The sequence below is a fragment of the Flavobacterium magnum genome, from assembly GCF_003055625.1.
GTDB classification, from domain to species: domain Bacteria; phylum Bacteroidota; class Bacteroidia; order Flavobacteriales; family Flavobacteriaceae; genus Flavobacterium; species Flavobacterium magnum.
Window position 1 is genome coordinate 1,643,129 of record NZ_CP028811.1, and the last position, 15,521, is coordinate 1,658,649.

At 47.3% G+C, this 15,521-nt stretch carries 14 protein-coding genes; 12 read left to right on the top strand and 2 right to left on the bottom strand.

The window, feature by feature from the left end; genetic code table 11:
- From HYN48_RS06685 to HYN48_RS06730, 10 genes are all read left to right on the top strand, one after another.
- The gene (locus HYN48_RS06685) at positions 1-1,146 is read left to right on the top strand and encodes a glycosyltransferase family 4 protein (protein ID WP_108370371.1); all 1,146 of its coding nucleotides are present in this window, start codon (positions 1-3) and stop codon (positions 1,144-1,146) included.
- Positions 1,143-2,684: a glycosyltransferase family 2 protein gene (locus HYN48_RS06690; protein WP_108370372.1), complete on the top strand. Its 1,542-nt coding sequence runs from the start codon at positions 1,143-1,145 to the stop codon at positions 2,682-2,684. The genes HYN48_RS06685 and HYN48_RS06690 overlap by 4 nt, the downstream gene beginning before the upstream one ends.
- Positions 2,684-3,688 (top strand): glycosyltransferase family 2 protein, encoded by a 1,005-nt coding sequence (locus HYN48_RS06695; protein ID WP_245946001.1) that lies wholly within the window; start codon positions 2,684-2,686, stop codon positions 3,686-3,688. The genes HYN48_RS06690 and HYN48_RS06695 overlap by 1 nt, the downstream gene beginning before the upstream one ends.
- Entirely contained in the window at positions 3,681-4,946 is a 1,266-nt protein-coding gene (locus tag HYN48_RS06700; RefSeq protein WP_108370374.1) for a hypothetical protein, read from the top strand. The genes HYN48_RS06695 and HYN48_RS06700 overlap by 8 nt, the downstream gene beginning before the upstream one ends.
- Positions 4,947-5,069: 123 nt before the next feature.
- Positions 5,070-5,882, top strand: coding sequence for a class I SAM-dependent methyltransferase (locus tag HYN48_RS06705; RefSeq protein ID WP_108370375.1), 813 nt, complete (start codon positions 5,070-5,072; stop codon positions 5,880-5,882).
- 29 nt (positions 5,883-5,911) lie between these two features.
- On the top strand, positions 5,912-6,433 hold the full coding sequence (locus HYN48_RS06710; protein ID WP_245946002.1) for a serine O-acetyltransferase: 522 nt from the start codon (positions 5,912-5,914) through the stop codon (positions 6,431-6,433).
- On the top strand, positions 6,433-7,548 hold the full coding sequence (locus HYN48_RS06715) for a glycosyltransferase family 4 protein (RefSeq protein ID WP_108370377.1): 1,116 nt from the start codon (positions 6,433-6,435) through the stop codon (positions 7,546-7,548). Before HYN48_RS06710 ends, HYN48_RS06715 begins: the two co-directional genes overlap by 1 nt.
- The gene (locus HYN48_RS06720) at positions 7,545-8,639 is read left to right on the top strand and encodes a glycosyltransferase (protein WP_108370378.1); all 1,095 of its coding nucleotides are present in this window, start codon (positions 7,545-7,547) and stop codon (positions 8,637-8,639) included. Before HYN48_RS06715 ends, HYN48_RS06720 begins: the two co-directional genes overlap by 4 nt.
- Positions 8,620-9,993: an O-antigen ligase family protein gene (locus tag HYN48_RS06725; RefSeq protein ID WP_108370379.1), complete on the top strand. Its 1,374-nt coding sequence runs from the start codon at positions 8,620-8,622 to the stop codon at positions 9,991-9,993. The genes HYN48_RS06720 and HYN48_RS06725 overlap by 20 nt, the downstream gene beginning before the upstream one ends.
- 85 nt (positions 9,994-10,078) lie before the next feature.
- Positions 10,079-11,473, top strand: a complete 1,395-nt coding sequence (locus HYN48_RS06730) for a sugar transferase (RefSeq protein WP_108370380.1) — start codon at positions 10,079-10,081, stop codon at positions 11,471-11,473.
- On the opposite strand, the gene HYN48_RS06735 is transcribed toward HYN48_RS06730, so the two are convergent.
- Together HYN48_RS06735 and HYN48_RS06740 are read right to left on the bottom strand one after the other, a co-directional pair.
- Complete coding sequence (locus HYN48_RS06735) at positions 11,458-12,588, bottom strand: Lnb N-terminal periplasmic domain-containing protein (RefSeq protein WP_108370381.1); 1,131 nt, start codon at positions 12,586-12,588, stop codon at positions 11,458-11,460. The genes HYN48_RS06730 and HYN48_RS06735 overlap by 16 nt on opposite strands.
- A gap of 15 nt (positions 12,589-12,603) precedes the next feature.
- Complete coding sequence (locus HYN48_RS06740) at positions 12,604-13,674, bottom strand: putative type IX sorting system protein PorV2 (RefSeq protein WP_108373446.1); 1,071 nt, start codon at positions 13,672-13,674, stop codon at positions 12,604-12,606.
- A 177-nt stretch (positions 13,675-13,851) separates the two neighbouring features.
- Between HYN48_RS06740 and HYN48_RS06745 the strand changes: the two genes are divergently transcribed.
- Complete coding sequence (locus HYN48_RS06745; protein ID WP_108373448.1) at positions 13,852-14,574, top strand: CDP-alcohol phosphatidyltransferase family protein; 723 nt, start codon at positions 13,852-13,854, stop codon at positions 14,572-14,574.
- Positions 14,575-14,584: 10 nt separating this feature from the next.
- Positions 14,585-15,427: a glycoside hydrolase family 25 protein gene (locus HYN48_RS06750; protein ID WP_108370382.1), complete on the top strand. Its 843-nt coding sequence runs from the start codon at positions 14,585-14,587 to the stop codon at positions 15,425-15,427.
- Positions 15,428-15,521: the final 94 nt, after the last annotated feature.

Here is a 15,521-nt window from a genome sequence, read left to right on the forward strand (position 1 = left end):
ATGCATATAGGATTTATCACTTCACACTATCCATTTCCCGATGTCAAAAGCGTCGGCGGTATTGGAACAAGCATCAGGAACCTGGCTGCAGAGCTGGCCCGCCTTGGCCACGAGGTAACCGTTTTGGTCTACGGACAGGAAAGAGACGATCGCATGGAGATCGACGGGATACGGTTTGTCACAATCCGCAATGTGAAATTTAAGGGATTGTCGTGGTGGCTTACGCGCAGGAAAATACAACGTGTGATCAAAATGACGGCGCGCTCCCGGGCGTTTGATGTCATCGAGGCGCCCGACTGGGAGGGCATCACGTCGTTTATTACGACGCCCTGTCCGATGATTTTGAGACTGAACGGCTCAGATACCTATTTTTGCCATCTGGAGAAGCGACCTGTCAAATGGATTAACAAATTTCACGAGCGCCGTGCTTTTAAACGCGCCGACGGCATTATTTCGGTCAGCCGGTTTACCGGTGAGGTGACCAACGCTGTTTTTAACTGTAGGCGCGACTTCACCGTAATCCCTAACGGGATAGACGCCACGCGGTTTGTTGCCCATGAAAAGAAAAAGGAGTCGCGCACCGTGCTGTATTTTGGGGGCATTATCAGGAAAAAAGGGGTGCTCGAAATCCCACATTATTTCAATAAAATAGCGGCCACCCATCCTGATGCCAGGCTTGTGGTGGCGGGCTTTGATATGCCCGATAAACTGACGGGAAACCGTTCTACCAAGGAAATGATGCTCAAGTTGTTTGATGAACACATTTCCAACAGGGTGCATTTTACCGGCAGCATCCCCTATCACGAAATCGGGAGCTATATACAGGATTCGGCAGTATGCATCTTTCCCTCATATGCGGAGGCGTTGCCTGTTTCCTGGCTCGAAGCCATGTCTATGGAGAAAGCTGTGGTGGCATCAAATATCGGTTGGAGCAATGAAATTATAGAGGACGGTGAGAACGGCTTCAAATCTGATCCTGCGAATCATGATATTTTTGCCCAGAAAATCGCCCTGCTGCTCGACAATCCGGATTCACGGGAAAACATGGGAACTAAGGCAAGGGAGACCGTTATTGAAAAATTCTCGACAAAAGTAACTGCCATAAAATCGCTGGATTTTTACAGCAGCATCATAGACAAAAAATGAGTAATCTGAAGCAATACATTACAAAAAAAGGAGAGGTGCTGTTGTACAACGGAACCCCGGATCTTGCGCAACTGGAAATTCTGGCTGATGGGCCCGGAGACATCTGGCACAGTTCATTTGAGCAGGGCTACAAAAATGCTTTCCCGGAATTGGTTTACCAAACAGCAATTTTTTTCTGGTATATCAATGATTTTGATGGTTTGGACGAATGTGTAAGTTGGCGCGTGAATCCGAACGCATTCGCAGTACGGCAGTCAGTTTGGGAAATCCTTGGCGGGTTCGATCCTGATTTTGAAAGCGTTCAGGCCGGCGCGCTTGATTTCGGCTTCAGGGCCATTCGATTCTACGGCGGTGTCCCGCTGTATGTAAAGGGGCTGTTCAGTGAGCAAGTCCGGGAGAGCGCAACCCTGTCCAGAACAGACAGGCACGTGTTCTTCAGGAAAAACTTTAAGACTGACCACGCGATTTTCATGATTTACAGGATGGGAATCCTGAATCCGCGCGAGTGGCATGCTTTTTTATCCGCGAAAAGGAATTACAGCCAAAGAAATTACGACACAATTATTCCTCCCAGACTACTGAAAGAAGTTTCAGGGACGCCGACAGTGAGTTATATCATACCCACCATGTTCAGGCAGGACTTTACGCTGCAACTGCTCGATGATCTCGCTGCGCAAAGCCATCCGCCGGCTCAGGTGATTGTCGTGGATGCGACCCCCGAATCCGAAAGGGACGAATCGTTATATGCACAGAAGCACTATCCGTTCCGGCTTGAAGTGGTATGGCAACAGTCCAAGGGAAGCTGTCGTGCCCGCAATGAGGCAATCTTGCTTTGTTCCGGGGACTATATCGTGTTTGGCGACGACGACATCAGGGTTCCTGCGGATTTTATTGAAAATCACCTGCGTTTTCTTCAAACGTATGGCGCTGACGCCTGCAACGGACTCGACATTCGGGCCGACCACCATCAGCAGGGCCTTGAAGATCTCAGGCGTAAACTGTCTGTTTTTGGTCCTTTACGCTGGCGGGCCGGGGTGACAACAAATTTCAGTAATGCCAATTCATGCGTCAGGACGAAATATGTACACGCATTGGTTGGAAATGATATTAATTTTGATGGCGGTTATGGAGAAGATGGTGATTTCGGACTGTCTCTCGCCAAACTCGGACTCGTCGTGATGTTCAACCCATTTTCAACAAACCTGCACCTGAAACCACCGAGCGGAGGTTATCGCTGGTGGGGTGCACAGGCGAAAATTCTCGGGAAGAAGAGGAAAACGCAGCCATGGGAGCTTGATACGCCGGTAGGTTTGGTGCGGCCTGTCCCCAGTCCTACCGTGATGTATGGTATCATCAAACAATTTACGCCGCAGCAGCTGGTGGAATATAAGCACAAACATTTCAGTTATTACCTTTTCAGCGGACCTAAATATTCGTTTGTGTACAGGCTGCTCAGAATCCCATACAAAAACATCCAGTTTCATAAGTCGGTATATTATGCAAAAAAACTCATTAAATTAGGAGTCAGAACAAAGTAATGATGTATTGCACCCTGATCATCTGTACATTCAAGCGCGCCGGGTCGTTGTCCAACCTTTTGCATTCGATAGCGCAGCAGACGCTTTATCCGGATGAGATCCTTGTTGTCGACGGGTCTCCCGATGACGAAACCGAAAAAATGATCCGGGCGAATGATTTTAAAAACCTCACTTATTTTTCGGTTCCTCCGCACCTGCGTGGCCTTACGAGGCAGCGCAATTTCGGAATTGACAACATCAGCGCAAAAGCTCAGATCGTTGCATTTCTTGATGACGATACGGTCCTGATGCCGGATTATTTTGAGCAGATGAACCGCACTTTCGAAATGCATCCGGATGTTAGCGGTGTAGGAGGCATTGCGCTCAATGAAAATGCCTGGGAGGAAGCGCCCGAAGGAAAAATCTACAACAGCAAAAAATTTTACTGTTTTGACGGACATGTGTATAAGGAGTCGCAACGGAATGTTGTTCGGAATTACCTCGGACTCGCCTCCAATCTCGGACCGGGAAAAATGCCATTGTTTTCACACGGCCGCACTTGCGGTTTTCCAATAACCGGGCGGGTATATGATGCCGACTTGCTTATTGGAATGTCGTTTGCTTTCCGAAGCGAAGTCGTCAGGGCAATACGGTTTTCGCCTTACTTTGAAGGCTATGGACTGTATGAAGATGCCGATTTCAGTATCAGGGCCTTACGGTTTGGGCGTAATGTAATCGATACCAGATTACAACTCCGGCATTTTCATCATCCGTCCGGCAGGCCAAACCACTATCGGTATGGCAGGATGGTGGTGCGAAATGGTTACTACGTTTGGCGTGTCAGGAACCCAAAGCCGTCATTTAAAGCCCGTATCAAGTGGCACCTGATTACGCTGCTGCTCGCTGCCATCAGGCTTAGTAACGTGCTGTCAGGTCCCGAAAGAGAAGCTGCGCTTAAGGAGTCCGCCGGGCGATTTGCAGCATGGATACAACTAACCTATAATCGACCACAACGAAATGACTAGATTTTTACAAAAAGCCTATCCGGTCCTAAACATTGCCTTTTTACTCGCCAATCTGGTATTTCAGGCAGTTTTTTTCAATACATTTTTCCTTAATGAAGGGCTCAACGGCGATGAGAGAGGCTACCTGTCCCAACTTTCAGGGGGTCATTTTTCATGGTCATTTATTTCGGGATCGTTCAGCCAACCCTATACTTTCCTGAGTAGCCTGCTCCATTTGGCAATTGCTGATCCCATGCTGTGTAACAGGTTGGTCAGCCTCATCATGGGCATTTGCCTAATCGCCTACTTATTCTTTTTTTTCAAAAAACGCAAATCTGCGGTGTTCACAGAGGGCAATCCATTCTGGGATAACGTGGCCTTGTTAAACATATTGATTGCCGTCATTACTATTGTCCGCAGTCATCTGGTGGGCACTTCCGACATGACCTCTACCTGCTTTGCTGTGCCCGGATTCATTATGCTTACGGAGGTTATTACCAAACAGGCAGCTGCTAGGAAACTGTGGGTTGTCGGATTACTTTTTGCCCTTTCTTTTACTGCGCGGCCTACATTTTTAGTCGTGATGCTTGCTTTTCTGATTGCGCTCCTGTTCTTTTACCGAAAGACCTTGTGGGGTAAGCCGTTAATTGTTACCGGGCTGTTTTTTATGCTGTTTACCGCCTTGATCAACCTATACCCTTTGATGGAAAAAGGGACGATTACAATCGACACCAAAGAAATTCCGGAAAGCATCGGTACCAGTTGGTTTGAAATGAATTACTTAATGGCAAAAAAATGGGATTCGGGAGCATTGCCACGCACCCAGTGGCTTTCGGATACCGATGTGATGGCATTCAAGAAGGAGCATCCGGATTTTGTATTTCCGAGAAACCAATTTGACCTTTTGGCGAGGGAGCCGGGTCTTTATATCCGGCAGATGGTCAGGATGGGCGTCATATCGATTTACACCTCATTCAGGTACTTGTATTTATTATTTCCATTCCTGCTCGTTTTTCCGTTCCTGAAACGCAGGCCCGGTGACCAACGCAGGATCGCAGGCTTCATCGCTGCCTTCTATGTGATCACCCTGTTCCTGTTTATGTTTTTTAGCGTGAAGATGATGGAATTCAGATGGATGCACATTTTGCTGGCCGTTTTTGTTTTTTATGCAATGCACCTGATCAGGATGGTTCCGCAGAAAACACGGTTGCTTATTCTGGACGGAAGCTTTTTGACAGGCACATTGTTCATCTTCCTCGCTTTACTAAGGGGGGTATGACGTTGTGTGCAACGCGCGGCCTTAAATCTATCGGCTGCCGACATTGCCAAATGTAAAATTAAGGATATATTTACGGCTATAAATCAGCTGAATTGTCTCAGCATTAAGCACGGTTTGTTACAAATGAAAACGACATCCGAAATTTTAGAAATCAATAAAAAGCAGAAGGAATTTTACAACCACATCCGGCAAAACCGCATGACACGGATTTGGGCAAAAATCCGCAACGGCGTGCTAAACCGGGTTCGGAAAAATATTGGCATCCACGATCAGGTTTATGACCTGCACAAGGTCTGGTTTGGAGACCTGTCAGATAAAAAGGTACTCGATCTCGGCTGTTTTTCAGGCAATAACCTGTCCTTTTATCTGGCCGAGCACTCCAAATCCTACCTCGGAATTGATTTGAGCGATAAAGCCATCAGCCACCTAAAAGAAAAAATTAAAAAATACCCCAACGCTGAAGCCCGGGCGGTTGATTTTCTCTCCGATGAATTTTCGGAAGCTGACTTCGACCTGATTTACGCTTATGGCGTATTGCACCACTTCCCGAATGTCGATGTCCTCATCGAGAGGCTTAATGAAAAATTGTCGCCAAACGGCGCTATTATCAGCTATGATCCGTTGCAAACCAGTACACCGATCTGGATATTGCGGACCTTGTACCGCCCATTCCAGTCAGATGCCGCCTGGGAATGGCCATTTACCAGGCGAACCTACAGGAAGTTTGCCGCTTCCTTCCGTGTGATCGAACGGCACGGGCTTCTCGGAAAATCAAAATGGATTGTCCTGCTCAATATGCTGCCACTTTCCCAACCTTTTAAAAACAGGACCGGTAGAAACTGGCACCAGCAGGATTGGAAGAAATCAGCCATCTCAGATAAAGACATGTTTCGTTGCATGCACCTGACGATGTGGATGCAAAAGCAATCACGATGAGCTTATTCAGACTCATACGATCAGATTTTATGAGATACCGTAGTTACGGAGGCCATGTTGTCGGAATCGTATTTTTTACTCAGGGCTTCTGGGCAAGTACACAATACAGGATTGCCCATTACATTCACACCAGGGTGACTTTGCAGCCCTTCAGGATTGTACTCCGCCTTTGGATGCTTTTCTGGCAGAAGTCAGTTGAAATCCTTACCGGGATATCAATTCCTGCAGCCGCCAGGATAGGTCACGGATTTTATATAGGTCATTTCGGCACCATTATTATCCATCCTGATGTGGTGATTGGCAACAATTGCAATATCGCCCAGGGCGTGACCATCGGCGTGTCCGGTGTGGAAGGGAGGAGGGGCGTGCCGGTCATTGGCGATCGTGTGTTTTTAGGGGCCAATAGCGTGATTGCCGGTCCCATTACTGTCGGAAACGATGTCCTGGTGGGCGCCTGCTCACTGGTGAACAAATCTGTCGCTGAAAACGCTGTGGTCCAGGGTGTGCCTGCGGCGGTGCTTTCAAATCGCGGATCTAATGGATATATCTGATGAGGTTTTTAATTGTTTCAAACGCGCCACTCGTATATGAAAACGGGATTGCCAAGGCTTATGCCCCGTATATTAAGGAAATGGCTATTTGGCACGAAAATGTAACGGAAACAGCTTTCTGTTGTCCGGTATGGCCAGCCGCAAACGGGCTGTTGGTTACTGAAGTGCCTTTTCCGTTCCGGCATTTCCGCTTAAAAGACTTCAATTTCAAGACACCCAAGGCAATATGCTATGCACTGTTTCAGGTTCCATATAACGTCATCATACTGTTTCGGGCGATGTGCTGGGCAAACCACATTCATCTGAGATGTCCAGGCAATGCAGGTCTGATTGGTGCACTCATCCAGATTTTTTTTCCCGGCAAAAAAAAGACCGCCAAATATGCCGGCAATTGGGATACATCGGTTCCAAAGCCCCTGAGTTACAGATTACAGCAGCACCTCCTGGCAAACACGTTTTTAACCCGAAACATGGCCGTGCTGGTGTACGGTAACTGGGCCGGTGCCGGTAAAAACATCAAACCTTTTTTTACCGCCAGCTATTCCAAAAAGCAAATAACATCGTTTACAAAGGAAGATTTCGAAGGGCCGGTCCGATTTGTATTTGCAGGAATGCTTACGCCCGGAAAGGGAGTGATTTACGCACTGAAAATTGTGCATGCGTTGCGTCAGCGGGGACACAATATCTCCTTAGAATTGTACGGCGAAGGCGTGGAACGCGCTGCTGTGGAAAAGTACATTGCGGAGCATGAATTACAGGAATTTATGCATGTTTTCGGGAATCAAAATGACAGGGTATTAATCGACGCCTATCAGCGGAGCCACTTTGTCATACTCCCGTCAGCAAGCGAAGGGTGGCCGAAAGTGATCGCAGAAGGGATGTTTTGGGGGTGTGTGCCTATCGCGACGCCTGTATCCTGCGTACCTGACATGCTTGATTCCGGAAAACGTGGCCTATTGCTTAAGATGCAGCCCCATACCGATACAGCAAACATAGAGGCGCTTATCAACGACTATCGGGGGTGGCTCGTAAAAAGCAGTGAAGCGGCAAACTGGTCGCAGCATTTTACAACGGAGCTTTTCGCAGAAGAAATCAGTAAACTTGTCCGACAATGAGGATAGTGCAACTCATCGATTCGCTGAATGCCGGCGGCGCAGAACGCATAGCCGTAAACTATGCCAACGGCCTGGCCCACAAGGTCGAATTCTCAGGCATTGTTGCGACCCGTAAAGAAGGTGAATTGAAAGCGGCAGTGCACCCTGAAGTGGGGTACCTGTTCCTGAACCGAAAAAAAACATTGGATATAAGGGCGGTTTTGACCCTGAAAAAATGGATTCTGTGCAACAAGATTGATATTATCCATGCTCACGGGCCATCGTTCTTTATGGCAATACTGGTGAAGTGCCTGCACCCGGGAATAAGAATAGTATGGCACGAACATTATGGTGCAAGGGCTGGACAAACCCGGTCGGCGAATATGATATTATATTTTTGTTCCTTGTTTTTCAGCGCTGTTTTTGTGGTAAACCGTCAGTTGGAATCTTGGATGAATCGGAATTTGTTATCCCGGAATGTGTCCTGTGTACCGAATTTTATCTCCGCAACTCCGGCAATACGCCAAGTCACAATCCTAAACGGAGTGCCTGGTAAAAGAATCCTGCTGGTCGCAAACCTCAAGCAGCCCAAAAACCACATCGCGGCACTCAGGGCTTTCGAAAGCCTTAAATTATGTGATGAGGGATGGAGTCTGCATTTTATCGGTGAAAATTACGGTGATGCTTACTTCGGAGAGATCGCAAGATTTATTGAAGAACACCAATTAGCATCTTCCGTTTGGCTCCACGGGTCAAGGCCCGACATTCCTTTTATTCTTTCTCAGGGCACTATTGGCCTGCTGACGTCGACTGCGGAAGGTTTTCCGTTGGTTATTTTAGAATACGGTCAGGCTGCGCTTCCGGTCATATCTACGAATGCAGGATTTTGCGCGGAAATTATCGATGATGGGGTCTCGGGCCTATTATTCGATCCGAACGATCAAAAAACGTTGGAGGACGCGCTGAAACGCATGGTTGTTGACTGCGGTCTTCAGAGAGATTGCGGCCATGCATTACATGAAAAGGTTAAAAGCAATTACAGTGAGGAACAGGTAATCGGCTTATTATTGTCAAAATATCATAAACTGAAATATGGAAGTCAAAAGTTCTAAATATTCATTATTGATTTTACTGCACATCCTGGCCGCCGTGATCATATTTTTGGTTCCGTTCTTCGCAAAAATCGTATGTATCGGCATCTTGTTTTATGGCATAGTGTATGTTGTCAAAAAACGGAACCGCAATAACGAAGTGTTATACGTTGCCGCTTATATCACCGGAATGGAAGTGTTGCTGCGGGCAACCGATGGACTCCCCGTGTATGAGTTTGCGAAGTATGGGGTGACATTGATGATATGTGTCGGAATGTTTTTTAGTGGTTTTTCGAAGAATGCGGTGCCTTATTGGATTTACCTGATCTTACTGATCCCGAGTGTCATCATCGCTACGTTCGTATTGAATTCTTCGATAGAGGATAGGAAGATCATCTCGTTCGTGATTTCCGGACCACTTTGCCTTGGGATCTGTTCATTATATACCTATCAACGTAAGGTTACTTATGAACAGATTCATACGATACTACTTGCACTGGCTCTGCCAATCGTCAGCCTGACAACCTATCTTATTTTGTTTAATCCAAGTGTAAAAGATGTGGTTACAGGAACAGATTCGAATGGGATGACCTCGGGCGGATTTGGACCAAACCAGGTTTCAACCGCGTTGGGGATAGGGATATTCGTCTTCGTCGCACGTGCCATATTAAGGTCAAAAGGTTACCGTACAATGGCGCTGAATATTGTCATTGCGATCATTATCAGTTTCCGGGGTATTGTTACCTTTTCACGAGGTGGCATTTTTACAGCGATCACGATGATTTGCCTGTTGATGATAGGCATCTACTTCCGATCAAATGGGAAAGCCAAAATCAAAATGCATTACTTTATAATAGGCTCGTTGATTTGCGCCGCAATGGTTTGGTCTTACAGCCTTGCACAGACTAACGGCCTGATTGGGAACAGGTACGCCAATCAGGATGCGGCCGGGAGGGTAAAAGAAAGTAAATTTACGGGTCGGGAGCAACTTGCGGAGTCAGAATTAAAAGCATTTTACGAGAATCCGATACTGGGTGTAGGCGTAGGAAAATCCATCGAGATCCGCGAGGCCGAAACAGGTATCAATGCTGCTTCCCATAACGAGATCACGAGATTGCTTGCCGAGCACGGCTCATTGGGAATATTGATGTTGCTCATATTATTTATCACGCCAATTTTTCTTCATTTGGGGAACAAGGAAAATTTCTTTATGTTTCCCATCTTATTTTTCTGGCTGCTTACAATTAACCACGCGGCCATGCGTATCGCTGCCCCTGCATTCATCTATTCGCTCTGCCTTCTGAAGGTGGACATGGGACTGCAACCGAAATCCAAAAAAATATGGCAGAAGCGCCCTGCGCTGCACCGTTCATAACCTGTTAGTAAACTCCCGAAGTTTTATATATCGTCGCCCATGTTTTTTGGTGAAATATCTTAAATTGCCTTTTCAAATTTTAACAATGCGTCCCGGCAAAGAAATACATTTTGAAATTTCAGAAAGGAAAATCCTTTTGCGCCTTTTTGACGTGCTTTCGGTGATTCTTTCACTGTATCTGGTCGATTACCTGTTCAACTTCAATTACTTCAATTTTTCGACGCAGAATTTCTACTGGGTGGTCGTGCTGGGGATTTATGTGAATATCTTCGGGACGGTTTTTGAGATGTACAATCTTCAGGTTGCCAGCAATCAGTTCCAGGTCATCCGCAGCATCGTCCTCACTTCGTCGGTCACGGCACTGTTTTACCTGCTCACACCGGTCTTTACGCCCTTCCTTCCTTTAAACAGGCTCCAGATCCTTTATTTCTTCCTGGCCGTTTTTGGCGGATTGCTATGCTGGCGCATATTTTATCAGGCATTCCTGGCGTCTTATCGTTTTGAGAAAAAAGTCATCCTGATCTGTGATCGCGAGCAGGTACAGGAACTGGTCACCGGACTGGAAAATATTGATCCGCATTACAGGATCATCGGCTACCTGAATTCTGATTTTTATGAACATGAAACCTTCCGGTACGACTATGTTACCAATCTTTCCATTGAGGAAATTGACGATTTTATAAAGCAAAATTCAGTATCCGAAATCGTCATTGCCTCTCAAAAAACAGACGGTATGACGGTTCCATTGTACAACAAACTGCTTCACCTGCTTGAGACGGGATTTACCATACGCGAATACACCCAGGTGTACGAAAACATTACACAACGCATCCCAATACAGCACTTCGATAAGGATTTTTATCGCTATTTCCCGTTCAGCCGAAGCAATCAAAATAAGCTTTATCTCTTGATGGTCAGGGTTTTGGAAGTGATCCTGTCGTTGGCAGGTATCGGCATTGGCCTGTTGCTGCTACCGTTTATCGTCATCGGGAACTTTGCGGGAAATCGCGGCAAACTGTTTTACCTGCAGACACGCGTGGGTAAAAACGGCCTGCCATTCGTTATTTACAAACTGCGTACGATGGTCAAGAATGCTGAGAAAGACGGCGCCGTTTTTGCGACCAACAATGACCACCGGGTGACACCCTTCGGGAAGTTCCTGCGCAAGGCCAGGATCGACGAGATTCCACAATTCATCAACATCCTCAAAGGCGACATGGGATTCATCGGCCCGCGGCCGGAACGACCGGTTTTTGTGCAGGAACTGTCAGAAGTCATGCCCTTTTACGACACACGCCACGTCATCAAGCCCGGCTTGACGGGTTGGGCACAGGTGAATTATACTTATGGCGAAACGATGGCAGACAGCCTGATCAAACTGCAGTATGACCTCTATTACATCAAGCACCGAAGCGTTTTCCTCGATCTCAATATCCTGATCAAGACCTTCAGCACCGTGCTATTTTACCGCGGGCAGTAACTTTTCTGCTGTGTGAGCAGCCGAAGCAGCAAAATGGCGTTAGTAAGGATTATCGGCAGGAACATCCACAATTGGACCTTATTCAGCAGGAAACCGAAATATACGCCCAGCATGACATAACATACAAAAATGGATCGGATGGCCCACTTCGTCTTTCTCCTGAGCACAAAACCTACCACGAGTAAGAAAAGCGGATTAAAAAGTAAAATGTTGTAATTCCACATTACCTCCTGGTGCAGCGAATACATGCCCGCTGAAATGAGGAAGAGGCCCAACAACGCCTGTACAGTGAGAAAAGTCAGTGAAATAATCCTGCGGTTTGCCAAAACGATCACCAACAGCACGCATACCAGGCTCCAGATGCTGTTGAAAAATGAGAACGAAGGTGTCGTGGCCACGGGTTTGTTGATCGTACGTACGCCATCGGTTAATGGCTTGGCGCCGTTTTTGGTCTTACTGACACTTTCGAGCAATTGCAACGGAAGGAAAATTTTGTAAAAATTCTCATCCGTGCGTGCGCCGAACATGATGTTTATGCCAAAATTCTCGTAAAAATGGTTGGCCACATAACCGTAGATGATCCGGCGGTTACTGTCTTTCGCACCCTTTACATCCAATGATAATTTCCCGTCTATATTGGCGTTGATGCGGTCTGCCACTTTTGTCGTACAGTTGCGGTCGATAAATTTATACGTATAATATTTGTCCGCTGAAGACAAAGAGGCCACGAGCTCATCGAATATGCGCTGTTTCTGTGGAGGTGCCAGGTTTAGTACCTGTTCATACACGCCCCGGTTTTCGTAAATGTACTGCTGACAGAAATCTTCAAAAGTGCTTGTGGTGATGAAATACTGCAGGTCTCCTTTGGTAAATTTCAGGTAAAAGTTGGGCGTGCCGAAATCGAATGCGCCGTAATTGAACACCACATCGACCTGATTGACCGGGTCGTCAATCCGGATGGCGGTATGCCCGAAGAGCGAGTACAGTTCGTTCCCGGTGTCACAGGTGAGCACGCTGATTTTTGCCTGGTCAGAAAGTGCCCCGCCCTGTGCGAAAACGCCCGATGGCAGAAACGTCAGCAATAAAAAAAAGTAGATGGTAAGGTTCCTGGACATAAGTCGCTGTTTTGTTTATCGGCTGAAGATGGATAAATCGACTTTCAACGAAAACACATTCGAATACAGGGCGGCGCTTTGGTCACCCAGATCCGTCAGCGCATAATCCACCTGGATGCCACGGTATTTAAATCCAAGTCCGATGTTGGGTTGGAAACCCACCTTTTTCGAACCGTCAATCTGTTCAATATTCTGGAAATTCCCGACACCCGCGCGCAGGAAAACCAAATCCGTATACCCGTATTCAAATCCAAGTGCGGGATCGACGCTGAGGCCCTGTGTGGAGATAATATCGTTGGTCTGTTCAAAACGCATATTGAGGTTTGCGGACGCCAGCAGACTGGTATCGTTATGGAATTCGAATTTTTTGGACATACCCAATTGTGCTTTCGGAAGGGTAATTTCCGTATTCTCCGGCAATTCCTGGTTCTGCCCGGGAATAGCGCCCGAAATTTTGGCAAACTCGTCTTCGTCAATTGCCCAGACGTTATACGTGGTCGTGATGTCGCGTACCATGAAACCGAATTTCCAGTCGTTGCGCTCAAACTGTAGTCCGAGGTCAAAACCAAAACCCCATGAATTCGCAAATTTGCCGATCACGCGGCGGATCACTTTGGCATTCACGCCGTATTGGAATCCAGGTACCTTGAGTTTTCTGGCATAGGAAAGGGTCAGGCCATAATCCGCTGCCGAAAAGAGGCTGATGCGGTTGTAGTCAATATTTCCTTCACTGTCTATAAGTTGCGTGGTATTGAGGATGTCGTCCACCCCGAAACGGATCAGCGAAATGCCCCACGCGCTGCGGTCGTCGATATTTTTGGCGTAGGCGGCATAATCGTATTGGGCGATGTTGGCAAAATAACTGGCATGCATCAGCGCCGCCTGTTGTCCTTCAACCGAAATAAGCCCCGCGGGATTCCAGTAGCCGGAATTCACATCGCCTGAATGCGCCACGACGGCGTTTGACATCCCCAGGGCTGCGGCATCCACACCGATATTCATAAATTCATTGGAATATTTCCTGACTGCCTGCGCGCTGGTGAAATAAAATGTGAGCAGTAAAAGGGCAACAAGGAATTTTTTCAAAGCGATTTTTTTAACAGGCGGCGCCTGAAATTTTTTTCCAAAAATATAAATTTTTTGCGGAGCATCGGGAAGAAGCAGGCTAAATATCAGGGCTGCGCGACCCATTCCGCAAAAGTCTATTCAAAAACGCGCGGCAGGAAAAGTTATTGTGCTAAATTTGTTTCCAAAATTTTGAAGATGAACATCAAATCCCATGTCCCCAATACGATCACATTAGGCAATCTCTTCTGCGGCTGCATCGCCGTCGTTTACGCTTTTGAGGATACGGCTACACATCCGGATCATTTTGAAATGGCTTTCCTGTTTGTAGGGCTTGGTATTTTCCTCGATTTTTTTGATGGTTTTTTCGCCAGGCTTTTCAAGGTGTCCAGTCCACTGGGTTTGCAGCTCGATTCGCTGGCCGATATGGTTACGAGCGGCGTGACCCCGGGCGTCACCATGTTCTTCCTGCTGCGCAATGCCTCCGGGATGCCTGAAGGCTCCTGGATCCCGTACCTTGGGTTCCTCATAACGCTTGGATCCTGTTACCGCCTTGCAAATTTTAATATCGATACGCGCCAGACCGATTCGTTCATCGGGATGCCCACCCCGGGAAACGCGCTTTTTATCCTGAGCCTTCCCCTGGTTAAGATGGGCGGCTCGATGGAAGGGCTCGAATTGCTGACAAACCAATGGGTGCTGCTGGTCATTACCGTGTTCAGCACTTTCATCATGAATGCAGAAATCCCGCTGTTTTCGCTGAAGTTTAAAAAGATGACCGTCAGGGATAACCTGCTGCAAATCTCTTTTCTGCTGCTGTCGGTATTGCTGCTGGTTTTTTACGTTTACCTGGCTGTTCCGCTGATTATCCTGAGCTATATTTTCCTGTCGATCCTCAATAATAAACTCAGGAAAGTATAGTTTTTTCCTCATGAGAAAGACCAATTCCCGAAGCAGGACTTCCAGGAAGCGCAAATCCCCGAATTGGAAGCCGTGGCTGTGGGCGCTGTTTTCGATGTTGCTGGTTTTTGCCGCGGCATACCACTACCGCGAAGGACTGGCTTACTATTTCAGTTTCAAATCGCATGTAAACGACAAGGAAGAGAAAGAAGCCCGTCGCGTTTCAATGATCCGCAACGTGGAAATCATGAGCCGCCACAGCGGAAATGTGCTCGGTGTCGATGTGTCGGAATACCAGGGCAGGATTGACTGGGAGCAGGTGGGCAAGATTGAAAATAACTTTCCCATAGGGTTCGTATTGATCCGTGCTACGGCAGGCAACGACCGTCCCGACAATATGTTTTCGGACAACTGGAAGAACGCAAAAGCGCATCATTTCATCCGCGGGGCTTACCATTATTACCGTCCCGACGAAAACTCACTTGAACAGGCCAAATTGTTCATCAAAACCGTACAGCTCCGGCGCGGCGACCTGCCTCCGGTCCTTGACATCGAAAAGCTGCCGAAAGGCCAGCCCATAGACAGCCTGAAAATGGGTTTGAGACGTTGGCTGATTCAGGTGGAAGCGCACTATGGGGTGAAGCCTATCATTTATTCCGGTGAGAAATATTACAACGACTTTCTCAAAGAAGCCTTCCGTGGCTACAAATTCTGGATTGCGAACTACAATTTTTTTGAGGAAAAAATCAGGAAGGACTGGCTGTTCTGGCAGTTTACGGAGAAAGCTTCGGCAACGGGTATAGACGGTCCTGTGGATGTGAATGTATTCAACGGAAACAGATTGCAGCTGGAGTGGCTCAGGGTCGGGCAGTAAGTGCCCAATCTGCGGTCCCGCATTTTTCCGCCTGTCGATGACCGGAAAATGCACCGGAACCTATTGAAAAGCGTTGGGGGAACAGCAAATAAAA